This is a genomic window from Ralstonia sp. SA306 (assembly GCF_054792405.1).
In genome coordinates this window covers 1,177,580-1,201,027 of the sequence record NZ_CP096451.1, presented here as the reverse complement: position 1 = coordinate 1,201,027, position 23,448 = coordinate 1,177,580, and the positions used below count along the sequence as shown (strand labels likewise).

At 63.3% G+C, this 23,448-nt stretch carries 20 protein-coding genes and 1 tRNA gene; 13 read left to right on the top strand and 8 right to left on the bottom strand.

Annotation, left to right across the window (positions count from 1 at the left end):
- Positions 1-68 precede the first annotated feature (68 nt).
- The 7 genes from M1D44_RS05810 to M1D44_RS05780 form a co-directional block, all read right to left on the bottom strand.
- Complete coding sequence (locus M1D44_RS05810) at positions 69-1,577, bottom strand: SpoVR family protein (protein WP_024975418.1); 1,509 nt, start codon at positions 1,575-1,577, stop codon at positions 69-71.
- Positions 1,578-1,694: 117 nt separating this feature from the next.
- Positions 1,695-2,957, bottom strand: a complete 1,263-nt coding sequence (locus M1D44_RS05805; RefSeq protein WP_024975417.1) for a YeaH/YhbH family protein — start codon at positions 2,955-2,957, stop codon at positions 1,695-1,697.
- A 54-nt stretch (positions 2,958-3,011) separates the two neighbouring features.
- Positions 3,012-4,934 carry a PrkA family serine protein kinase gene (locus tag M1D44_RS05800; protein WP_024975416.1) on the bottom strand — a complete coding sequence of 641 codons (1,923 nt, stop codon included), beginning with the start codon at positions 4,932-4,934 and terminating at the stop codon, positions 3,012-3,014.
- 664 nt (positions 4,935-5,598) lie between these two features.
- Positions 5,599-5,673, bottom strand: a tRNA-Val gene (locus M1D44_RS05795).
- A gap of 71 nt (positions 5,674-5,744) precedes the next feature.
- The gene (gene dnaQ, locus M1D44_RS05790) at positions 5,745-6,473 is read right to left on the bottom strand and encodes a DNA polymerase III subunit epsilon (protein WP_316853827.1); all 729 of its coding nucleotides are present in this window, start codon (positions 6,471-6,473) and stop codon (positions 5,745-5,747) included.
- Between the two features lie 25 nt (positions 6,474-6,498).
- Positions 6,499-7,365, bottom strand: a complete 867-nt coding sequence (gene purU / locus M1D44_RS05785; protein WP_316683704.1) for a formyltetrahydrofolate deformylase — start codon at positions 7,363-7,365, stop codon at positions 6,499-6,501.
- Between the two features lie 8 nt (positions 7,366-7,373).
- On the bottom strand, positions 7,374-8,228 hold the full coding sequence (locus M1D44_RS05780) for an NUDIX hydrolase (RefSeq protein WP_316853826.1): 855 nt from the start codon (positions 8,226-8,228) through the stop codon (positions 7,374-7,376).
- A 104-nt stretch (positions 8,229-8,332) separates the two neighbouring features.
- Between M1D44_RS05780 and M1D44_RS05775 the strand changes: the two genes are divergently transcribed.
- Entirely contained in the window at positions 8,333-8,725 is a 393-nt protein-coding gene (locus M1D44_RS05775) for a hypothetical protein (RefSeq protein ID WP_024975412.1), read from the top strand.
- 12 nt (positions 8,726-8,737) lie between these two features.
- Here the strand turns inward: M1D44_RS05775 and M1D44_RS05770 are convergent, their stop codons facing one another.
- Complete coding sequence (locus M1D44_RS05770) at positions 8,738-9,298, bottom strand: hypothetical protein (protein ID WP_112184460.1); 561 nt, start codon at positions 9,296-9,298, stop codon at positions 8,738-8,740.
- Positions 9,299-9,558: 260 nt separating this feature from the next.
- On the opposite strand from M1D44_RS05770, the gene lpxO reads away from it, so the two are divergent.
- The 12 genes from lpxO (at position 9,559) to M1D44_RS05710 (ending at position 23,394) form a co-directional block, all read left to right on the top strand.
- Positions 9,559-10,461 carry a lipid A hydroxylase LpxO gene (gene lpxO / locus M1D44_RS05765; protein ID WP_316853825.1) on the top strand — a complete coding sequence of 301 codons (903 nt, stop codon included), beginning with the start codon at positions 9,559-9,561 and terminating at the stop codon, positions 10,459-10,461.
- A gap of 314 nt (positions 10,462-10,775) precedes the next feature.
- The gene (locus M1D44_RS05760; protein WP_024975409.1) at positions 10,776-11,393 is read left to right on the top strand and encodes a BPSL1445 family SYLF domain-containing lipoprotein; all 618 of its coding nucleotides are present in this window, start codon (positions 10,776-10,778) and stop codon (positions 11,391-11,393) included.
- Positions 11,394-11,607: 214 nt separating this feature from the next.
- Positions 11,608-12,759, top strand: coding sequence for an ABC transporter substrate-binding protein (locus M1D44_RS05755; RefSeq protein ID WP_316853824.1), 1,152 nt, complete (start codon positions 11,608-11,610; stop codon positions 12,757-12,759).
- Positions 12,760-12,921: 162 nt separating this feature from the next.
- Complete coding sequence (locus M1D44_RS05750) at positions 12,922-13,896, top strand: LysR substrate-binding domain-containing protein (RefSeq protein ID WP_316853823.1); 975 nt, start codon at positions 12,922-12,924, stop codon at positions 13,894-13,896.
- Positions 13,893-15,392, top strand: coding sequence for an NAD(P)/FAD-dependent oxidoreductase (locus tag M1D44_RS05745; RefSeq protein ID WP_316853822.1), 1,500 nt, complete (start codon positions 13,893-13,895; stop codon positions 15,390-15,392). Before M1D44_RS05750 ends, M1D44_RS05745 begins: the two co-directional genes overlap by 4 nt.
- On the top strand, positions 15,389-16,372 hold the full coding sequence (locus tag M1D44_RS05740; RefSeq protein ID WP_024975405.1) for an ABC transporter permease: 984 nt from the start codon (positions 15,389-15,391) through the stop codon (positions 16,370-16,372). The genes M1D44_RS05745 and M1D44_RS05740 overlap by 4 nt, the downstream gene beginning before the upstream one ends.
- On the top strand, positions 16,369-17,298 hold the full coding sequence (locus M1D44_RS05735) for an ABC transporter permease (protein ID WP_024975404.1): 930 nt from the start codon (positions 16,369-16,371) through the stop codon (positions 17,296-17,298). Before M1D44_RS05740 ends, M1D44_RS05735 begins: the two co-directional genes overlap by 4 nt.
- Positions 17,295-18,299: an ABC transporter ATP-binding protein gene (locus tag M1D44_RS05730; protein WP_316853820.1), complete on the top strand. Its 1,005-nt coding sequence runs from the start codon at positions 17,295-17,297 to the stop codon at positions 18,297-18,299. Before M1D44_RS05735 ends, M1D44_RS05730 begins: the two co-directional genes overlap by 4 nt.
- The gene (locus M1D44_RS05725) at positions 18,296-19,297 is read left to right on the top strand and encodes an ABC transporter ATP-binding protein (RefSeq protein WP_316853819.1); all 1,002 of its coding nucleotides are present in this window, start codon (positions 18,296-18,298) and stop codon (positions 19,295-19,297) included. Before M1D44_RS05730 ends, M1D44_RS05725 begins: the two co-directional genes overlap by 4 nt.
- 49 nt (positions 19,298-19,346) lie before the next feature.
- Positions 19,347-20,915, top strand: a complete 1,569-nt coding sequence (locus tag M1D44_RS05720; protein WP_024975401.1) for an ABC transporter substrate-binding protein — start codon at positions 19,347-19,349, stop codon at positions 20,913-20,915.
- A gap of 5 nt (positions 20,916-20,920) precedes the next feature.
- Entirely contained in the window at positions 20,921-22,807 is a 1,887-nt protein-coding gene (locus tag M1D44_RS05715) for an acyl-CoA thioester hydrolase/BAAT C-terminal domain-containing protein (RefSeq protein WP_316853818.1), read from the top strand.
- On the top strand, positions 22,804-23,394 hold the full coding sequence (locus tag M1D44_RS05710; protein WP_024975399.1) for a peroxidase-related enzyme: 591 nt from the start codon (positions 22,804-22,806) through the stop codon (positions 23,392-23,394). The genes M1D44_RS05715 and M1D44_RS05710 overlap by 4 nt, the downstream gene beginning before the upstream one ends.
- The last annotated feature ends 54 nt before the right edge of the window (positions 23,395-23,448 follow it).

Genomic DNA, 23,448 nt, shown 5'->3' with positions numbered 1-23,448 from the left:
GACATCCGCATCTGCGGCGAACAAAAAGAAGGCCAGCGCAAAGCTGGCCTTGTGCAAGCGTTCGTGAGCTACTCAGGTTTGCACTCGTGCTTCATCTCGCGTCGCCCGTCTTCGTAGACCACCTCCAGCCGGCACGTAAAGCCCCATAGGCGTACGACGTGCCGCAGCATCTCTTCGTAGTTCGGCCCGAGCGGGCGGCGGTTGCTCTGTAAATGGCGCAGCGTCAATGAGCGATCTCCGCCCACGTCAACGTTGGTCACTTGGATGTTGGGCTCGATGTTCGAGAGATCGTACTGCCCTGCCAACAACTCGCGGATCTTGCGATAGCCATCGTCGTCGTGGATGGCGGTGACGCGCAGCTTGGCGTCACGATCGTCATCGAGCACGGAGAACAGCTTCAACTCGCGGATCACACGCGGCGAGAGGAACTGCAGCAGGAAGCTCTCGTCCTTGAAGTTGCGCATGGCGAAGTCGAGTGTCTTCTGCCAATCGCTGCCTGCAATCTCGGGCGCCCAGCGGTAGTCCTCTTCTTCCGGCGATTCGCAAATGCGCCGGATGTCCTGGAACATCAGAAAGCCCAGGGTGTACGGGTTCAAGCCGCTGTAGTACGGGCTATTAAACGGCGGCTGATAGATCACGTTGGTATGCGCCTGCAGCAGCTCAAGCATGAACGCATCGTTGACGAGCTTCTCGTCGTACAGCTTGTGCAGGATGGTGTAGTGCCAGAAGGTGGCCCAGCCTTCGTTCATCACCTTGGTCTGCCGCTGCGGATAGAAGTACTGCGCAATCTTGCGCACGATACGCACGATTTCTCGTTGCCACGGCTGCAACTTGGGCGCGTTCTTCTCGATGAAGTACAGCAGGTTCTCTTCCGGCTCGGGCGGAAACTGCGGATCAGGCTCCGGCACGTCGTCAGCGGTTGCCAGCGCGCGTGCCCGGTGCGTGGGCAGCGTACGCCACAGGTCGTTTACCTGTGCTTCAAGGTATTTCTCGCGCTCCGCCTGGCGGGCTTGCTCTTCGTTGATCGACAGCTTCTTGGGCCGTCGATACCGATCGACACCGTAGTTCTGCAACGCGTGGCAGGAGTCGAGCAGCAGTTCCACCTCCTGCTCGCCGTAGCGCTGTTCGCATTCAGCCACGTAGTTCTTGGCGAAGAGCAAGTAATCGACGATGGCGTCCGCGTTCGTCCACGTCCGGAACAGGTAATTGCCCTTGAAGAAGGAGTTGTGGCCGTAGCAGGCATGCGCGATGGTCAGCGCCTGCATCGGCATCGTGTTCTCCTCCATCAGATATGCGATGCAGGGGTTCGAGTTGATGACGATCTCGTACGCCAACCCCATGAGGCCGCGCTGGTAGCCGCGCTCCGATGCAAGGAAGTGCTTGCCGTATGACCAATGGTTGTAGCCCAGCGGCAGGCCGGACGACGCGTAGGCATCGAGCATCTGCTCGGCGGTGATGATCTCGATCTGGTTCGGATAGGTGTCCAGGCCGAAATCTGCGGCAATCTGGGCGATGCTTTGGTCGTAACGCCTGATCAGCTCGAAGGTCCATTCCGAGCCCGTAGATAGGTAGGCCATGCTCGTTCCCGTTGGTCCATCACACAGGGTCACAGGTGGCGTGCTCGCCATGGCACACGCTGCCACTGCGCGGCGGCAGTGCCCGGCTGGCGGCAACTCCTGCAGCCCGATCAGCGATCAGGCGGCGCGCTTCTGAAACAGCTCGTGCAACACCGGATAGATCTCGTCCGCCTTGAGAATGCGCTGCATCGCGAAGTTCTCGTGCCCAGCCTTCAACGTAAGATACTCCTCCCACAGGTTCTGCGGCTCCGTGGAGACCACCTCAACATAGGCGTAGTACTGCGTCAGCGGCAGGATCGACTCGCGCAGGATCTTGGCGCACAGCTCTGAGTCCCCTGCCCAGTTGTCGCCATCCGAAGCCTGCGCGCAGTAGATGTTCCATTGGCTTGGCGAATAACGCTCCTGAATCACTTCCGCCATCAGTTTGAGTGCACTCGACACAACAGTGCCACCCGACTCGCGTGAGTGGAAAAAATCCTCCTCATCCACCTCCTTAGCCACGGTGTGGTGGCGGATGAAGACGACGTCGATGCGTTCGTAGTTCCGCTTCAGGAACAGATAAAGCAGCATGAAGAAACGCTTGGCCAAGTCCTTGCGCGATTCGTCCATCGAGCCGGATACGTCCATCACGCAGAACATCACCGCCTGCGCCTGCGGACGCTTGCGCAGCACGCGGTTGTTGTAGCGCAGGTCGAGCTTTTCAATGAACGGCACGCGATCCAGGCACGAGCGCAGATGTCGCATCTCCTTCATCAGCTCTTGCGCGCGCACGCTGTAAGGGCCGTCGTTTTCCAGCTCCTCGTTGTACTCGCCTTCCAGCTCATGCAGACGGCGCTGATACGGGCTGGACAATGCAATGCGGCGACCGAGCGAGCTGCGCATCGTCCGCAGAATCGACAGGTTGGACGGCGTGCCATCGAGCGAAAAACCCGCACGCACCTTGCGCACCTCCGCGATCTTGGCCAGGCTGCGCTTGGCAAGATCGGGCAACGCCATGTCTTCGAAAAAGAAGTTGAGAAAGTCCTCGCGCGAGAGCGTGAAGATGAAATCGTCTTCGCCCTCGCCCGAGTCGCTGGCCTGCGAACCGGAGCCGCCGCTGCCCTGCTGCGGGCGGTCGAAGCTGTCGCCGCGAATGAACTCTTTGTTGCCCGGGTGAACGCCTTCTCGGCGCCCGCCCGAGCCGTGGTGGAACATGGGCTCGGAGATGTCCTTGACGGGAATGGACACCTGCCCGCTCTGCTCGATGTCCATGATCTTGCGACCCGTCACCGCCTTGGCCACTGCACGGCGGATCTGGTCTCGGTAACGCTTGATGAAGCGTTGCTTGTTGACGGTGCTTTTGCCGCCACCGTTCTCCCGCCGATCAATGATCGTGCCCATGTGACTGCCCTCGATTGGAAGTTCGCTGGGTGTCCTTGCCCTCTCCTTATCTCCTTAAGATGACTTCCTGACGCGCAGATACCACTCCACCAGCAAGCGCACCTGCTTCTGGGTATAGCCCTTCTCCACCATGCGGTTGACGAAGTTCTCGTGCTTCTCCTTGTCGTCATGCGACGACTTGGCATTGAACGAGATCACGGGCAGCAGATCCTCCGTGGTCGAGAACATCCGCTTCTCGATCACCGCGCGCAGCTTCTCGTAGCTGGTCCAGACGGGATTCTTTCCGCCATTCTTGGCCCGCGCCCGCAGCACGAAATTGACGATCTCATTGCGGAAATCCTTCGGGTTGGAAATGCCCGCCGGTTTTTCCACCTTCTCCAGCTCATCATTCAACGCGCTGCGATCGAGAATCTCGCCAGTGTTCGGGTCGCGATATTCCTGATCCTGAATCCACAGGTCGGCAAACACCACGTAGCGGTCGAAGATGTTCTGCCCGTACTCCGAATAGGACTCCAGATACGAGGTCTGAATCTCCTTGCCGATGAACTCCACGTATGGCGACGTGAGGTATTCCTTGATATAGGACATCAGCTTGGATTCCGTCTCCGGCGGGAACTGCTCGCGCTCGATCTGCTGTTCGAGCACATACAGCAAGTGCACCGGATTGGCCGCCACCTCCGTCCCATCGAAGTTGAACACCTTCGAGAGCACCTTGAAGGCAAAGCGCGTCGACAACCCCGTCATGCCCTCGTCGATGCCGGCAAAGTCGCGGTACTCCTGATACGACTTGGCTTTCGGGTCGACATCTTTCAGGCTCTCGCCGTCATACACGCGCATCTTCGAGAAGATGTTGGAATTCTCGGGCTCCTTGATGCGCGTGAGCACTGCGAACTGGGCCATCATCTTCAACGTGTTCGGCGCGCACGGCGCTGCGGCCAGCGAGCTGTTGCGCAGCAGCTTGTCGTAGATCTTCACCTCGTCCGAGACGCGCAGGCAATACGGCACCTTCACGATGTAGATGCGATCAAGGAACGCCTCGTTGTTGCGATCGGACTTGAAGCTCTGCCACTCCGCCTCGTTCGAGTGCGCCAGGATGACGCCATCGAACGGGATCGCGCCAAAGCCCTCCGTGCCCTTGTAGTTGCCTTCCTGCGTGGCCGTCAGCAGCGGATGCAGCACCTTGATCGGCGCCTTGAACATCTCAACGAACTCAAGCAAACCCCGATTGGCCAGGCACAGCCCGCCCGAATACGAATACGCATCCGGATCGTCTTGCGGATAGTCCTCCAGCTTGCGGATATCGACCTTGCCCACCAGAGACGAAATGTCCTGATTGTTCTCGTCGCCCGGCTCCGTCTTGGAAATCGCAATCTGCGACAGCACCGACGGATGCAGCTTCACCACGCGGAAGCGCGTGATGTCACCGTTGAACTCATGCAGCCGCTTGACCGCCCAGGGCGAGGCAATCGTGTTCAGATAGCGCCTCGGGATGCCGTAATCCTCCTCCAGAATCTTGCCGTCTTCGTCAGGCGAGAACAGCCCGAGCGGGGACTCGTGAATGGGCGAGCCCTGGAGCGCGTAGATGGGAATCTGCTCCATCAGCGCCTTCAACTTCTCGGCAAGCGAGGATTTGCCGCCGCCCGGAGGCCCGAGCAGATAAAGGATCTGTTTGCGCTCTTCAAGACCTTGCGCGGCATGTTTGAAGAAGGAGACGATCTGCTCGATCGTGTCCTCCATGCCGTAGAACTCCCGGAAGGCCGGATAGATCTTGATGACCTTGTTGAAGAACAATCGTGACAGCCGAGGATCGTGGTGAGTGTCCACCAGTTCCGGCTGACCGATCGCGGTGAGCATGCGCTCGGCGGCAGTCGCATAGGCGGTCGAGTCTTTTTTGCAGATATCCAGATACTCCTGGATGCTGTACTCGTCCTCTTTGCGAGCTTCAAAACGCGTTGCGTAGTGGCGGAAAATATCCATATCTCCCCCGTAGATTTCTTCCCTACTCCACACCAACAAGCGAGAGCCAGGCTAGTTCTTGCGTGCGTTGCTGATTCCACTGTAGACGAATCACCGATGATCACAAGAACGGTTGATAGCCTGGAACGGTGCACAACCGTTGCAATTGCGTTAGCGCTCGACAGCATGAAGTGCTAAACGGACCTTGCACGATGCACCAACATACGTGCACCACAACGATCAGCTATCCCGAGCACAGCAGAAAGCGTACCCGTGCCACCTGCCCGCGCTCGCAGGTTGGTACGTAACCGATCGGCGCGAGTTCCCGCGCGCACGCTGAATCCGGGAGGGGGATATCCCTGCGTTTTCCTGTCTCGCCAACTGTGGTATCGCGCATAGCGCGCACCAGCGACGCGACGCTTGTAGCGGCAGCCTTTCTCCCTGGGACGCAACAAAGCATTGTGCAAAGCATGGGGCGAAATACGTTTTATAGCCCGGCATGCACTCGCAGCTCGAGGGGGAACGACTGAAACGGATCGACCGAAAGTGTCTCTTTTTTGCGCCAGATGGAAGCTTGGCCGGACGCGACGAAGAGGCGGCCTGAAAAGCCCGCACGGAGAGCGCGGACAAAGAAAAAGGCCCTCGGCGTTTGCCTGAGGGCCTTTTAAGCGATTTCTCGCCAGTTTGGTGGGTGGTACAGGGATTGAACCTGTGACCCCTGCCGTGTGAAGGCAGTGCTCTACCGCTGAGCTAACCACCCGAATGCGGTGAAAACGAGATTATGTCGAAAACGCGTGGCCGTGTAAATACCCCGCCCGCACATTTTTTTGATCAGGCAGCCGGCGGCGCAAGCTCCGCAGCTTCGCGCGTCCAGACAGTCTTGCCGCCGCTGGCCTTGTCGATCTCCTTGAGCACGCCGGCATGCGCTTCGGCTTCGGCTTCGGTCGCCAGCAGCACCGGCAATTGCAGCGCACTCAGGTCCACAGCGACAGCTTCGGCCGATGCGCCTTCGCCCGACTCCAGCATGTCGATCACCAGCGTGTTCTGGCCGCGCGTCATGGCCAGGTAGACCTCGGCCAGCAGTTCCGCATCCAGCAGTGCGCCGTGCAGCGTACGGTGCGCGTTGCTCACGCCCAGACGGTCGCACAGCGCATCCAGGGAGTTGCGCTTGCCCGGGAACATCTGGCGCGCCTCGCGCAGCGTGTCGATGTGGCCCGACAGGTGTTCACGGAATGCCGGCAGACCCAGGCGCTGGAATTCCATATCCAGGAAGCCCAAGTCGAACGCGGCGTTGTGAATGATCGCCTCGGCGCCCTGCACGTAGTCGCGGATTTCGTTGACGATCTCGGCGAACTTCGGCTTATCGGCCACGAACTCGTTGGTGATGCCGTGCACGGCCATCGCACCCGCGTCGATCTCACGCTCGGGGTTGATGTAGAAATGCAGGTTGCGGCCGGTCAGGCGGCGGTTGACCATCTCCACGCAGCCGATTTCGATCACGCGGTCGCCGGTGGCGGCATTCAGGCCGGTGGTTTCGGTATCGAGAATGATCTGTCGCATCGCGCGCTCCCCTACTTTGACTGGATTACTTGAAGACGACGGTCTTGTGGCCGTTGAGCAGGATGCGGTGTTCGGCATGCCACTTCACGGCGCGGGCCAGCGCCACGCATTCCACGTCGCGGCCGACTGCGGTGAGTTGCTCAGGGTCCATGCTGTGGTCCACGCGCTCGATTTCCTGTTCGATGATCGGGCCTTCATCCAGGTCGGCAGTCACATAGTGGGCCGTTGCGCCGATCAGCTTCACACCGCGCTCATGCGCCTGGTAATACGGCTTGGCGCCCTTGAAGCTCGGCAGGAACGAGTGGTGGATGTTGATGGCGCGTCCTTCCAGCTTGCGGCACAGATCGTCGGAAAGGATCTGCATATAGCGCGCGAGCACGACCAGGTCGATCTGCTGCTCTTGCGCGATCTCCCAGATGCGGGCTTCCTGCTGCGCCTTCTGAGCGTCCGTCGCCTGCAGCAACGGCAGGTGCATGAACGGCACGTCGTACGACGCGGCCAGTTGATAGAAATCGCGGTGGTTCGAGACGATGGCCGCAATCTCGATCGGCAGTTGGCCGGCGCGCGCACGGAACAGCAGGTCGTTCAGGCAGTGGCCGATTTTCGAGACCAGGATCATCACCCGCGGCTTGACTGCAGCGTCGAACATGCCCCACTGCATGGAGAAACGTTCGCCGATGGGTGCAAAGCAGTCACGCAGCACGGCAAGGTCCAGCGGCAGGCCCTGCGGAACAAAATGCACGCGCATGAAGAAACGGCCCGTGAATTCGTCGCCAAACTGGTCCGAATCGAGAATGTTGCAGCCCTGCTCGAAAAGCAGGCCCGACACGGCGTGGACGATGCCCGGCTGGTCCGGGCACGACAGGGTAAGAATGAAACCGGAGTGACTCATGAAGCGTTTTATGTATTGTTGTCGGACGCAAACCGCTGCGGCGCATGTGGCAAACCCAGGCGCGCCAGGGCATCAAGGGTAACGAGCGTGGCGTCGACCGTCATCGCGAAGTCCGCCATGATATCAAGCGCCGCGTCGGGGCTGGCGCGCAGGTGGCCGGCTACCTCGCCGTCCTGATTCGCGGGGACGAAGCTGGCCGGCAGCGTCAGGTCGAAGGCAAAAAGTGTTTCGCACTGGATACCCTCGGGCACTTCGCGCAGCACATCCTGTGTGCCGCGCGGCACCAGACGAGCCGCCAGATCGGCGCCGATGCCCGCCTCTTCCCAGCATTCCTTTTCCAGCGCACCGCGCGCATCGAAGCCGTGGCCGATGCCGCCGGCGACGAGGTTGTCCCACATGCCGGGATCGATCGGCTTGGTCTGGGCGCGGCGGGCCAGCCAGAGCGCCGCGCCGGCCCCATCAGCACCGTCGATCAGGCCGTTCATGTGCGCAGCGTAGGTTCGGATGCCGAAGAAGCGTGCGGCGGCGCGTTCGATCAGCGCCAGCGTGGGCGTGCCCCAACCGATGTTGACGGCGAAACGCTCGTCGCGCCAGCCGCGCACGTGGCCGCCTTCTGCCAGGCGCATGATGACTTCAGCCAGCGCCGCGGTACGGTCGGCCTCGGTAGCGAGCGTCTCCCGCAAATCGACCCGCTGCGCCAGTACATCGAACCACTGCGGCCAGCGCGCAAGCTGCGAAGCGCGCTCGCGGCTCAGCCAGCCGACACGTTGTCCGGCAACAATCCAAGGAACGAGCGCATCAGCGTCGAACGCCTGCCGGGCGGCCAGGCCGTCTCGTATGCGCTGTATACGCGGGTCGGTCATTTCTGCGCCCCATCATGTCGGGCGTGCATTGTGCTTTCCGTGCAGCACGGGTCGCGCGATAATGCGCCGTTAATACAAGCCGTCATCAGACTGGAGAAACAAGGATGGATGAAATCGACGAGCTGTCGGATCTGCCGACCCCGCGCTTTATCTGGGGCTTCGCCATTGCCGTCACACCGTCCGGCGAAGTGTCGCACGATGAATTCGAATATCTGACGCACACCCGCACACCGCGCTTCACCTGCCGCGTGGTCGAACTCGAAGACGCACCGGCCGAGCCGGAAGACGAAGGTGACATCGACGGTCGCATCGTCCACTTCGACAACCCGAAGCGGATGTTCTACATCACAGACTTGGGCCTGGCGTTGATGAACTTCACGCTGTTCGACAAGGTGGATAACAAGTCCAAGCTGAAGGACGCCTGCGACCAAGCCATCGCCGACTGGCTCACCCGCCGCGAATTCCTCGACTCCGAACCGGACGACGACGAGGATTGATCGTTTGATCGCCTAGCCCTGACCTCCGGCGCTGCCATCCTCGGCAAAACGCAGGTCGGTCAGGCGCACATCGGCGTAGGAACGCCCTGCATCGAGCAAGGCCGAAACCTGCGCCTTCACCCGCTCTTTCTGAGCGCGCAGCGCACGCGGCGGCACGGTCGAATCCTGACCGGTGTGGTGCAGATACAGCATCTTGTAGGTGAGTTGGCTCACCATCCACTGCCGCAGCACGCGGCGCCGGCCGGCATGGTCGGCCTCCAACCCATCGATCTGACCAAGCAATACGGAAAACGCCCGCGCCAGGCTTGCAGGCTCCATTGCCTCACCAGCGATGCAGCGTTCGGCCAGGGCGCGCGCTTCTGCGGATGACATGGCGTCGTCCATTTCAACGAAGCGATCTGTCGCCGGGTCCGGGCGCGGCGGCACAGGCCTGCTTGCCAGTCGAGCAGACACCCCGGACAGCGCTTCCTGGGCACGGCGGATGGACGCTTCCAGCGATTCCGCACTGCCCGGGACGATGCCAATGGTGGTCGGCATGTCGCTGGATTCTTCGTCGCGTTTTTTGACGTCCATCGCTCCCTCCGGTGATCGCCCTCGGCCATGGTGCCTGGCGGGCGAAGCGGAATTGTAGAACGCGACGCACATTTCGCGACAAATAACGCAGATGTTCCTTATTGCCAAGGCAGCGCAAACGGTAACGTGGCGTCACAACACCACGGCGCACTGTTGGCGGCGACCCACGCGGCGCGGCCTCGCCACGGGTAAAATGCCGGATTGCGCTGCCAGCGCATGCACTCAATTGCTGACCGCCACCGTGCGGCAAGGAAATCGCCTTGATCAAGTGGATTATCGTGGCCCTCTATCTGGGCTCCATTCTGTACGTGCACTTTCGCGGCAAGGTGCGCCTGAAATTCTGGCGCCAGATGTTCGATCATTCGGCCGTGGTCGCGCCGGTCAACTGCTTCATGTACGCGTTTTCGGGCGTGCCGCAGACGCCGTATGTGCCTGTCGAGCGTTTTCCGGATCTGGAAAAGCTGCAGGCCGCGTGGCCGCAGATTCGCGACGAAGGTCTGGCGCTCGTCAACCTGCGCAAAATCAAGGCTGCCGAGAAGAATGACGACGCCGGTTTCAACTCGTTCTTCAAGAATGGCTGGAAACGCTTCTACCTCAAGTGGTATGAGGCACATCACCCCTCTGCCGAACAGCTCTGCCCGCAGACCGTCGCGCTGCTGCGAGACCTGCCAAGCGTGAAGGCGGCGATGTTTGCCGAGCTGCCGCCCGGCGGCAAGCTGAATCCACACCGTGACCCGTTTGCCGGCTCGCTGCGCTATCACCTGGGCCTATCCACGCCCAACGACGACCGCTGTTTCATCGAAGTCGATGGCGAGCGCCACAGCTGGCGCGACGGCCAGGGCGTCGTCTTTGACGAGACCTATCTGCACTGGGCCGAAAACGCCTCCGACAAGGATCGTCTGATTCTTTTCTGCGATATCGAACGCCCGATGAAATTCGGCTGGGCGCAGCGCATCAACAAATGGCTGGGCCGCAAGGTCATGACCGCCGCCAGCTCGCCCAACGATGACGGCGACCAGACCGGCGGCATCAACAAACTGTTCCGCTACGTGTGGGTGATGGGCCAGTACCGCCGCCGCTTCAAGGCATGGAACCGCAAGGTCTACTACGTGGTGAAGTTCGGCCTGATCATTGGCGTGGCAGCGTTGATCATTTGGATCTGACGGCCAACCCTCCACGCCTCCTGCATCGCACAAAGAACCGGCCTGAAGCGCCGGTTTTTTGTTGCGCGTGAAAAAGCTACCTGCATTGCGGTCGGCTTGCGTTTTTACAAAGCAGTGAAGCAAAAGCGCCACATGGGGCACAAATCTCGCCTAATGTCAGGAATTGAGCGCTCCGGCGCTTATGCGATATGGCGGGCACGCCGCTTGCTCCACCTTGGTCGACACCCTTGCTCAGCGCATGGGACCGAGTCAGAGCCGGGATGCGCGTGTGCCTGTGTCCCTCGTCAACAACAAAGACAGTGAGATCAATCGCCATGAAAAAGAACCTCATCAGCCGCCAGACCATCGTCACCCGCGCCGCCGCGCTTGCTGCTGTCGCACTGCTCGGTACCCAGATCGCGGCCTGTACCACCACCAGCCCCAATGCCCAGGGCTCCGACGTGATGTCGTCCACCAACAAACACGCCACCACCAACTCGCAGGCCGATTCAGTGCTCTCGCGCCTGTACACCACGGCCAACGGCTCGCGCGAGCTGGTCGGACGCGCCAAGGGCGTGCTCGTGTTCCCGTCGGTGCTGAACGCCGGCTTTGTGGTGGGCGGCCAATACGGCGAAGGCGTGCTGCGCACCGGCGGCGGGCGTCCGCTGGGCTACTACAACATCGCCTCCGCGTCCGTCGGCTTCCAGGCTGGCGCGCAGTCGCGTGCGCTCATCATCCTGTTCATGACGGATGAGGCGCTGCAGAAATTCCAGGCTAGCCAAGGCTGGACGGCCGGCGTGGATGCCACCGTGGCACTGGCAAAGATCGGCGCGAACGGCGCGGTCGATACCAACACCGCACAGCAACCAATCATCGGCTTCAACCTGACCAACGCGGGCCTGATGGCCGGCGCGTCGATCGAAGGTACGAAGATCACGAAGCAGAACAACTGATCAGCGCTTCGCTCTCCAGCCATACCGCCGTCTCGTACGGCGGTTTTTTCTTGCACGGAACCCGCATGAAGCGTTGCGGCAATGTTGCAGCCCTAGGGAAATCCGGAGGGGGCGGGATGGGGCTTCTCGGCTAGCATCGTCCGGCCGATGTTGCGGTGCATGCTGCCGTATTGGCATACGACAAAACAATCACCCAGAAAGAAAAGGGGGAGACATGACAGGTCGCAACGCTGCCGTGCGCAGCGCCATTGCATGCGCGTGGCTGTGTTGGTTGTTGCTGGCGTCTGGCCAGACGATGGCCGAACCGGGCATCACCGACACCAAGATCGTCATCGGCCAGACTGCTGGCTTCACAGGCCCCGCAGGCGAGCAAGTCCAAGAGATGACGCAGGGCGCCAAGCTTTACCTCGATGCGGTGAACCGTGCGGGCGGTGTCAATGGACGCAAGATCGAGCTGATCTCGGAAGACGACGGCTTTGATGCCGCCGCCTCCAAGAAACACGCGCACACGCTGCTGGTCGATAAACAGGTCTTTGCCCTGTTCCTGCCGCGCGGCACGCCGAATACCGAGGCGATCATGACTGAAGCCCGGCCGGTGGGCGCGCCGGTGGTGGCGCCTTCAACCGGCGCTTCAACGTTCTTCGATCAGCCTGACCCGCTGCTTTTTGTGGTGCGCGCGAAATACCAGGCGGAGATTGCCGAGCTGGTGCATTACTTCGACACGCTGGGCTTGCGCCGCCTGGCGCTCGTCAACGTGAACGACACCTTCGGCAAAGACACCGAAATCGGATTCAACAACGCCACGAAAAAACTGCCCGCCGACGCGCACAGCATCTTCACCGTCGACCGCCTGAAACCGGACATCGCCAAGGCGACGGCAGATGTCGGCAAGTTCGCGCCGCAAGCGGTGATCCTGGCCTGCCCGGGCACGACGGCGCGCGCCATGATCGAGGCGCTCAACAAGCAAGGCACGGTGACGCAGATTGCAGCGCTGTCCAACAACGCCGGTCTGGCGTTTGCGAAATCGCTCGGGGCGCTGGAGCGCGGTGTGGTGGTCTCGCAGGTGATGCCGTCGCCAGTGCGTTCAACTGCGTTGCTGGGCCGGGAGCTGGCGTCCAGCGCGAAGTCTGCCGGCGTGGCGCCGTCGTACGCCATGATGGAAGGCTACGCAGCCGCGCGCGTGCTGGTCGAAGGGCTCAAGCGCGCGGGCAAGTCGCCCACGCGGGCCAGCTTTGTCTCGGGGCTGGAATCGGCCGGCACCATCGACCTGGGCGGGTTGGATGTCCACTACGGGCCGAACCTGCGCAAGGGATCGAATTATGTCGAGCTGACGGTAATCGGGCCGAACGGCACCTTCGTCAAATAGAGGCGCGCTGCGGCGCAGCCTGCCTCGGCAGTCGTTGCACCGCAGGAAATAGCGGTTGCCAGCGCAAAACGCATGAGTACATAAGAAAATACTATTTGGAATCCGCATAGTGCCTCTACCAGAATGCACGAACTACATGCATGACTGGGATCAAACAGGCGGATGGAACTCCGACAACTCGAAGCGTTTGCCGCGGTCATGTCGACCGGCAGTGTCACCGCGGCAGGCAAGCTGCTGGGGCGCTCGCAACCCGCCATCAGCCGGCTCATCCAGGATCTGGAAGCTGAAATCGGCTATGCCCTGTTCACACGCGCGGGGCCGCGCGTCTCGCCGACGGAGCAGGGTTTCCTACTGTACGAAGACGTCGAGCATACGCTGATCAGCTTACGTCAGATCCGCACCCGTGCCGAAGAAATCGCGCGCGGCGAGGCACGCCCGCTGCGCTTGGCAGCGACGTCTGCATTGGCAGCCGGCTTGCTGCCCGCAGCCTTGGCCGATGAGCCGGAACTCGCGCAGCACATCCAGATTCGCAGCGCCTCGCCCGAGCAGGTTGTGCACGCCGTGCTCACCGGCGCTGCCGACCTTGGCCTCAGCAGCCTGCCGCTGGAGCATCGTGGCGTCACCGTGCATTGGATCGGCGAAGCCGCGTGCGTGGCTGCCGTGCAGACACACGACCCGCTGGCCGCCGGCAAGCGCGTGACATTGGCCGCTTGCGCGGGACAGCGGATCATCACGATGCACAACCCATATCGATTGCGCCGCCGCCTGGACCAAGCGCTGGCGAAGGCCGGCGTGGAACCGACCTCGCTCATCGAGACGAATGCCTCGCTGAATGCGCTGACCGCCGTGCGTGCGGGCCTGGGCGTTGCGTTGCTGGAGCCGGTGACGGCGTACGGCGTGCCAATCGACGGCGTGACCGTGCGCCCGATCGACGCCGACATCCCCTTCTTCTTTGGCGTGATCACCCCCGAGGCCAAGCGGCCGTCGGCGGCGATCGTCTCACTGACCGACGCCCTCGCGCGCGCGGCACAGCGTCTGCTCCCGGACTGCAAGCTGCACGATCCGGCACGCCATGCCAGCATGCTGCAGGTGCTGTATGGCGAATCCATCAACGAAACCGAAGGCGCGTCCGCATGACCGCTGCACAACAAGACAACGCGCCGCTAGTCACCGGGCTCGCAGCGCTGGAAGCCCGTTTGCACCAGGACCTGTCCTGGCTTGAACTCCCCGCGAAAAATTGGACGCTGCCACATACGTTAGAGGGTCAACCTGTGCTGGATGTGGCCGTCATCGGTGGCGGCATGGCCGGCCTGGCGGCGGCGGCGTCGCTCAAACATCTCGGTATCGGCGTGGTGGTGTTCGATCGCTCGCCCGCCGGCTTCGAAGGCCCCTGGGCGACGACGGCGCGCATGGAAACGTTGCGCTCGCCCAAGCAATTGACCGGCCCTGCCCTTGGCCTGCCGGCGCTGACGTTCCGCGCATGGTTTGAAGCGCAGTTCGGCACCGATGCGTGGGAGGTGCTCGACAAGATTCCGCGCCTGCAATGGATGGACTACCTGCGCTGGTACCGCCGCGTGCTTCAGCTGGACGTGCGCAACGATCACCACGTGAAGGCCATCCACCCGCGCGTGGATGGCGCCGTCGAACTGCTGATCGACGCGCCAGGCCAACCGACGCAACGGGTGTTTGCACGGCGCGTGGTGCTGGCCACCGGCCGTGATGGGCTCGGCGGTGCATCCGTGCCGGATTTCGCGCACCGGCTGCCGCGCAGGTGGTGGGCGCATTCGTCTGACGAGATGGACTACGGCACGCTGGCCGGCAAGCGCGTGGGCGTGATCGGCGCCGGCGCGTCCGCCATGGATTCGGCTGCGACGGCGCTGGAGGCCGGCGCTGCCAGCGTCGACATGCTGATCCGCCGCCCCGACCTGCCGCGTGTGAACAAGGGCAAGGGTGCCGGCAGCCCGGGCCTGGTGCACGGCCACCTGCATCTGCCTGATGCGTGGAAATGGCGCATCCGCCATTACATCAATGTCGAGCAGGTTCCCCCGCCACGTGGCAGCACGCTGCGCGTGTCGCGGCACCCGAATGCGCGCTTCAATCTCGGCTGCGGCATCCTGGGCGTGGACGAGCACGACGGCGTGCTGCACGTGGCCACGACCAAGGGCGTCTTCCAACTGGACTTCCTGATCTTCTCAACGGGCTTTCGCACCGATTGGGCCTCGCGCCCGGAGTTCAGCGCATTGGCACCGCACATCCGCCAATGGCGCGACCGCTATACGCCGCGCCCCGGCGAGGAAGACGCGGAACTCGCCGATTCGCCCGACCTCGGCCACGCGTTCGAATTTCGCGAGAAGACGCCCGGCACGCTGCCCGGCCTGTCGCGCGTGCATTGCTTCTGCTATCCGGCGTCCGTCACGCATGGCAGCGTCTCGGGCGACATCCCGGCCATCAGCGAAGGCGCGAAGCGCTTGGCTCAGGGCATTGCCGGCTTGCTGTATCAGGAAGACATCGACGCGCACTACGCCGCCATCCAGGCCTATGCCGAGCCGGAAATCTTTGGCGATGAATGGACGCCCGCCCCACCGCCCGGTGTGGAAGCGAATGCCACTTCCAGCCAGGAGGCCGCCCGATGACAGGTTGGCTAATCCGCCGCATCGGCCAGGCGCTGCTGGTCGTGCTGGTGATGACGGTGATCGTCTTCATCGGCCTGCACGCCATCGGCAACCCGGTCGACATCCTGATCGGTCAGGACGTGGACCAGATCGACCGTGCACGCATCATTGCCGAGCTGGGTCTGGACAAGCCGCTGTGGGAGCAGTACCTGGCCTTCCTGAACGGCGCGCTGCACGGCAATCTGGGCAAGAGCTTCGTCTACAACGAACCGGCCATCCAGCTGATCCTGCAACGCCTGCCGGCCACACTGGAGCTGGCGTTTTCGGCACTGATCATCGCGGTGGTGATCGGGGTGCCGCTGGGGCTGTTCGCGGGGCTGTATCCGCGCCATCCGGTGTCGCGCCTGCTCATGACGGGCAGCGTGGTGGGCTTTTCGCTGCCGACGTTCTGGGTGGGCCTGATGCTGATCATGGCGTTTAGCGTCAGCCTCGGTTGGCTGCCCGCGAGCGGACGCGGTGAAACGGCACGCCTGTTCGGCATCGAATGGTCGTGGCTGACGGTGGATGGACTGCGGCACCTCGTGCTGCCGGCGGTCAACCTGTCGCTGTTCAAGCTCTCGCTGGTGCTGCGACTGACTTCTGCAGGGGTGCGCGAGGTGCTGCCGCTGGACTTCGTGAAGTTCGCGCGTGCCAAGGGCCTGTCGCCGTTGCGCGTGGTGCTGGCGCACGTGCTGCGCAATACGCTGATCCCGCTGGTGACGGTGCTGGGCCTGGAGTTGGGCTCGACCATCGCCTTTGCCGTCGTGACGGAAAGCATCTTCGCGTGGCCCGGCGCGGGCAAGCTGATTCTGGACAGCATCAACGCGCTGGACCGGCCGGTCATCGTGTCCTACCTCATCGTCGTGGTGTGCCTGTTCGTGTCGCTCAACCTGATCGTCGACATCCTGTATCGAATGCTGGACCCGCGCGTGCGTGCGGCTGATAGCGCGGAGGCTGCATGATGAATACGACTTCGCAATCCACGCCGGCGACAACGGTGTCCGCCCCGCGCAGGCAATCGCCGTGGCGGCGCGTGGCATCGGATTTCCTCGCCTCCAAGGCGGCCATCTTCGGGCTGGTGGTTGTTGTAGTACTGATTCTGGCTGCGCTGGCCGCTCCCTGGATCACGCCGCAGAATCCGTACGACCTGATGCAGCTCGACGTGCTGGACTCGCGCCTGCCACCGGGTTCGCCAGCCGGCACGGGCACGTTCACGTACTGGCTCGGAACAGATGGCCAGGGGCGTGATCTCTACTCCGGCATCCTCTATGGCTTGCGCATCAGCCTGGGCGTGGGGATCGGGTCGGCAGCGGTGGCCGCAGTAATCGGCACGCTGCTCGGGCTGATTGCGGCGTATGCCGGCGGCCGTGTCGACAGCATCATCATGCGCACGGTCGATCTGCTGCTGTCGTTCCCGTCGGTGCTGGTGGCCATGATGATCCTCGCCTATCTCGGCAAGAGCATCACCAATGTCGTGCTGACGCTGGTGCTGCTGGAGTGGGCGTATTACGCGCGTACGGTGCGCGGGCAAGCCCTGGTCGAGCGTCGCCGCGAGTACGTGGAAGCCGCGCGTTCGCTCGCCCTGCCCGGCTGGCGCATCGCGCTCAGGCACATCCTGCCGAACTGCCTGCCGCCGCTGATCGTCGTGGGCACGCTGCAGGTGGCGCGCGCAATCACGCTGGAAGCCACGCTGTCGTTCCTGGGCCTGGGCGTGCCGATTACCGAGCCGTCTCTGGGCCTGCTGATTTCCAACGGATACCAATACATGCTGTCTGGCCAGTACTGGATCAGTTTCTATCCGGGCATCGCGCTGCTGCTGGCGCTGGTGGCCATCAACCTGGTGGGCGACCGCCTGCGCGAAGTGCTGAACCCGAGGGCGCAACGATGACGGCGTCCACCCACGCGACCACTCTCGAAGTCCGCAACCTGCGCACGCACTTCTTCACGCGTGAAGGTGTGCTGCCGGCAGTGGACGATGTGTCGTTCTCGCTCGCGCGCGGACGCATCCTGGGGCTGGTGGGCGAGTCGGGCTCGGGCAAGTCCGTCACCGGCTTCTCGATCATGGGCCTGGTCGACCCGCCCGGCCGCGTGGTCGGCGGCGAGATCCTCTACCAGGGCCGCGACCTCACCAAGCTCGCCCCGCGCGAGCTGCGCAAGCTGCAAGGCAACCGCATCGCCATGGTCTTCCAAGACCCGATGATGACGCTCAACCCCGTGCTGCGCATCGATGCCCAGATGATCGAGGCCGTGCGCGCGCACAGCAGCATGAGCCACAAGCAAGCCCGTGAGCATGCGCGCGACACGCTCGGCCTGATGGGCATTCCGAGCCCCGAAGAGCGGCTGCGGGCGTATCCGCATCAACTATCGGGCGGCATGCGCCAGCGCGTGGCGATTGCCATTGCGATGCTGCATCGGCCCGACCTGATCATTGCCGACGAGCCGACCACGGCGCTGGACGTGACCATCCAGGCGCAGATCCTGTCGGAAGTGCAGAAGCTCGCACGTATGCACGGTACAGCGCTGATCTGGATCACGCATGACCTGTCTGTCGTTGCCGGTCTGGCCGATGAGGTGGCCGTGATGTACGCCGGCCGCATTGTTGAACACGGGCCAGTCGATGCCGTGCTCGATGCCCCGCTGCACCCCTACACCATGGGCCTGATCGACAGCCTGCCGAGCGAGAACCGCCGCGGCCAACGCCTACGCCAGATTCCCGGGATGACACCGAACCTGCTGTCGCTGCCGGCAGGCTGCGCGTTTGCGGCACGCTGCCCGCGTGCCACCGATGTCTGCGGCGTCCACCCGGAGATCACGCAACCGATCGTTGGCCGCCTCGTGCGCTGTTTCCACCCGGGCGCGCAGCACGCGTCTTCGCGGGAGGTCGCATGAGCACGCCGCTTGTCGAACTCAAGCAGGTCAGCAAACGCTTTGGCGATCGAAAAGTCGGCGTGGGTGATCGCGTCTTGCAACGCTTTGGCCTGGCACATCCGCCGGCAATCGTTCGTGCGGTCGACGGTGTCGACCTCGCGATCCAGCCCGGTGAAGTCGTGGGGCTCGTCGGAGAATCGGGCTGCGGCAAATCCACGCTCGGCCGGATTGCTGCCGGCTTGATGCGGCCATCAAACGGCGAGGTACGCGTTGACGGCAAAGCTGTCGATGCGCTCTCCGCAGACGAAGCCCGCGCGGCCCGTCTGAAGATCCAGATGATCTTCCAGGACCCATACGCCAGCCTCAACCCGCGCCTGCGCGTGGAAGAGATCGTTGGCGAAGCGGCGCGCGTGCACGGCCTGACCGACCGGGCCAACTTTGCCGATTATGTGGCTGCGCAGATGCAGCGTGCGGGCCTGGACCCTGGCCTGCGCGACCGCTACCCGCACCAGTTCAGCGGCGGCCAACGGCAGCGCATCGGCATTGCGCGTGCACTGGCGGTGCAGCCGTCAATGCTGGTTTGCGACGAAGCGGTGGCAGCGCTGGACGTGTCGATCCAGGCGCAGATCCTGAACCTGTTCATGGACCTCCGCGAGCAGCTCAACCTGACCTACCTGTTCATCAGCCACGACCTGGGCGTGGTGGAGCACCTCTCAGACCGCGTGGTGATCATGTACCTCGGCCGCGTGGTGGAATCGGCACCGGCGGAAGAAGTCTTCCGCCACCCAAACCATCCTTACACGCAGACATTGCTGGCGGAGATCCCACGTCTGTCTGCCCGGCACAAGACGTTCACCGCCATTCAGGGCGAGATGCCGAGCCCGCTCCACCCGCCTACCGGCTGCCATTTCCACCCGCGATGCCCGCACGCCATGCCCCGCTGCAAGACTGAAACGCCGACGCTGCGCGGCATTGCGGTCAACCATATCAGCGCCTGTCATTTGAACGACGCGATCTGAACGACATTCAATAAGCCAACGATTCCAAAAATAGGAAAAGGGAACCCACGTGAAACGCCTCCTAGCCTCGTCGCTTGCTGTTGCGCTGTTTGCCGCTGCCGGCGCTGTCGGCGCACAGACGCTGAACATCGCCTTTGCCGATCCGCTGTCGTCGCTCGATCCGCAGTTGAACAACCATGCCGGCGACCGCTCCGTCGACGTGCATTTCTGGGATCTGCTGGTCGAGAACAAGTGGAACAAGCTGCAGCCCGGCCTGGCGCTGTCGTGGAAGACGCTGGACCCGAAGACGTGGGAATTCAAGCTGCGCCCGAACGTGAAATGGCACGACGGCCAGCCGTTCACGGCGGACGACGTCATCTTCTCGTACCAGCGCGCGCGCAGCGTGCCGGGCAGCGTGGCAACGTTCGCGGGCTATCTGCGCACGGTGGAATCGGTCACGGCCAAGGACCCGCTCACGCTCATCATCAAGACGAACATCCCGAACCCCGATCTGCCGCTGAACCTCGCGTCCGTGCACATCGTCAGCAAGCACGTTGGCGAGAAGTCGTCGACTGAGGACTACAACGCCGGCCGCGCCGTGGTGGGCACCGGGCCGTACAAGTTCGTCTCGTACGTGCCGGGCGATCGCGTGGTGATGGCGCGCAACGACAATTATTGGGGCGGCAAGCAGCTCTGGGAGAAGGTCAACTACCGCTACATCAACAACGCTGCCGCACGCACAGCCAACTTGCTCTCGGGCGAAGTGGATGTCATCGACAAGGTGTCGGTGTCGGACCTCGCGCGTCTGCGCCAGTCGCCCAACGTAAAGGTCTTCGCCTACCCCGGCCTGCGCGTGATGCTGCTGCAGCCGAGCTTCCGCAAAGGCGAGAACCAGTACATCACCGGCAACGACGGCAAGCCGCTGCCGAACAACCCGCTGCTGGATGTGCGCGTGCGCCGCGCGCTGTCTCTGGCGATCGACCGCAAGGCAATCGTCGATCGCATCCTGCAAGGCGCCGCCACCGTCGCCAACCAGTGGATGCCGTCAGACACGTACGGCTACAACCCCGATGTGAAGGACATCGCCTACGACCCCGCGCAAGCCAAGAAGCTGCTGGCCGACGCGGGCTTTCCGCAGGGCTTCAACCTGGTGATGCACGTGCCGAATGACCGCTACCCGCAAGGCCCCGAGACGGCGCAAGCGGTGGCACAGTTCTGGACCCGCATCGGCGTGAAGGCACGCGTGGAGGTGGTGCCCTGGTCGGTCTACTCCGGCCGCGCCAACAAGAATGAATATGCGATGAGCATGCTGGCGTGGGGCAACGGCACGGGCGAGGCGAGCTACGCGCTGGTCAACGTGCTGGCCACGGTCGACATTAAGAAGGGCCTGGGTGCGTCCAACTGGGGCCACTACAGCAATGCGGCTGTCGACAACGCGCTGAACGCCTCCACTGAAGAATTCAACGTCGAAAAGCGCGCGGCCATCCTGCGCCACTCGGTCAAGCTGGTGTCGGATGACGTGGGCGTGATGCCGCTGTACCACTACCAGAACGTGTGGGCCGCCAAGAAGGGCCTGAAGGTGACGCCGATGACGAGCGATCGCACGGCTGCCCAAATGGTCACCAAGGACGGCAAGTAAGCGCCATGGGAACGTTCGCGCTCGGCGTCACGCCAGCAGATGACCTGATCGATGTATCGCGCAGCATTGTCGTGACGGGGCTTGCGCCCGGCGCACAGGTCGGCATCGTGGCGCAAACGCGTCGCGGCAATGGCGTGCTGTGGCACAGCCGCGCCGCGTTTGTTGCCGATGCGCAAGGCACCGTCGACCTCACGCGCGATGCGCCCGTCGCGGGCGACTACACCGGCGTCAGCGCGATGGGCATCGTCTGGAGCCAGCGCCCGGAAGACGGCAAGGCGCGCGAGGTCTTTCCGCTGCCCGCGACAGAGCCGCTGACGACCACGCTCACGGCCACGGCCAACGGCGAGTCCGTCCATGCGAGCTTCGTCCAACGGCTGGCCGCGCCGGGTGTGACGCGCCACGATGTGCGTGCACCGGAGAATGAGGACGGCCTGGTCGGCACGCTGTACCTGCCCGACCCATATGCGCACCCGGGCCCGCGCCCGGCCGTGCTGATCCTCAATGGCTCGGGCGGCGGCATCAACGAGCCACGCGCGGCGCTGTATGCCTCGCACGGGTACGCGGCATTCGCGCTGGCGTACTTCAAGGCACCGGGGCTGTCGGACTACATCTCGAACACGCCGCTGGAATACTTCGAGCGCGCGCTAGCCTGGCTGCGCAAGCGCGTGGAACCGCTGCACGACTTCGTTGCCGTGAGCGGCCAGTCGCGCGGAGGGGAACTGGCCTTGCTGCTGGGTGCGACGTTTCCGGAAGCGGTGTCTGCGGTCATCGGCTACGTGCCGGGCGCCGTCGTGCACAGCGGGCAGAATGCCGCCGACCCGGCCGTCGGCCGCGAAGGCCCCACGTGGCTGTATCGCGGGCAGCCGCTGCCGCATCTGTGGGAAGGCAACCGCACCGCGACCTGGGTGCCGTTTGACGAGGGCCCCGCGCCGCATCGGCATGAACGCGCCATCCGCACGGCGCTGCAAGATGCCGATGCGGTGGCGCGCGCGCGTATCCGCATCGAACGCACACGCGGGCCGGTGCTGCTGCTCTCCGCCACGGATGACGGCTCCTGGCCCTCAAGCGATTACTCGCGCATGGTCACCGCCAAGCTGGCCGAGGTGCGCCACCCCTACCCCGTCCAGCACTTCGACTACGAAGGCGCCGGCCACGCCATCGTCTTCCCGTACGTGCCAACCACGCAGCTCGTTTATGCGCACCCGGTGTCGGGCCGCATCAGCACCGGCGGCGGCGAGCCACGCGCCAACGCCCGTGCCGATGCCCAGTCGTGGGCAGCGGTGCGGCGCTTTCTCGCCAGCGCGGTGGCTGCGCGCGGCGCCTCCGTACCCGATTCCCGGAGCCTTTCATCAATGGACTTCACGCCCACACAAGACGTGGTCGACCAGGTTGCTGACCTGGGCGACAGCAGCCCCACGCATGCGCTGCGCCACGCCCGCGAAAAAGTCGCAACGGCCACGCAAGGCAGTTACGAAGCACTGTTCGACGCGACCCTGCCCGGCCTCACGCTCGGCGAACGCCTGCTCGTGGCGCTGTACGCCTGCCGCCTGACACCCGCGCCGGAACTGGCCGAGCACTACCGCGCGCGCCTCGCGACCACGCCGGTCGACGCAACTGCGCTGCAAGCCGTGGACCACGGCGACATAGCCTCGCTGACCGACGCGCGCCTGCACGCCATCCTCACCTTTACGCGCACGCTCGTCGAGCGCCCCATCGAGGGCGACCGCGACGCGCTGTTGCGCCTGCCCGCGGCTGGCCTTGCCACGGCCGACGTCGTGACGCTCGCGCAGCTCATTGCCTTCCTGTCGTATCAGACGCGGCTTGTAGCCGGCCTGCGCGCTATGGACGAAGCGGCCGGCAGCGCCACCGCATCCACGGAGACCGCAGCATGACCGAGATCATCCGTGCCCACGGCTTCACCAACGAATCGCTGGAGTGGCAATCGTGGCTCGATGTGGTCGATCTCGACCGCGCCACGCCCGAGCAGATCGCCGTGCTGGAAGAAAGCCACCCGAAGGCAAAGACGTCGGATTACTACCGCTTTCTCGTTCACCAGCCCGAGATCTTGCGTCAGCGCTCGGCGGCGTTCAACGCGATCATGTATGCGCCGGGCGGCCTGTCGCGTGCAGAACGCGAACTCGCGAGCGCCGTGGTGTCGCGCGTGAACGGCTGCGTGTATTGCGCATCTGTCCACGCGCAACGCTTTGAGCAGCTTGCCAAGCGCAACGATGTCATCAAGCAGGTCTTTGAAGATCCGCACATCGCAGGCACGAATGCGCGTGAGCGTGCCATCGTGCTGTTCTCGATCGACCTGACGCTGCGCCCTGGCGATGTGCGCGGCGAAGACCTGAAGCCGCTCAAGGACGCTGGCCTGACGGACGCGGAGATTCTCGACCTGATACACGCAGTGGCCATCTTTGCGTGGGCGAATCGCCTCATGCTGAATCTGGGCGAACCCGTGTTTCCGGACGCGGCCTGAGCCGGGCGGCATCGCTCCAAAGAAAAAGCCGCAGGCACAAATCTGCGGCTTTTT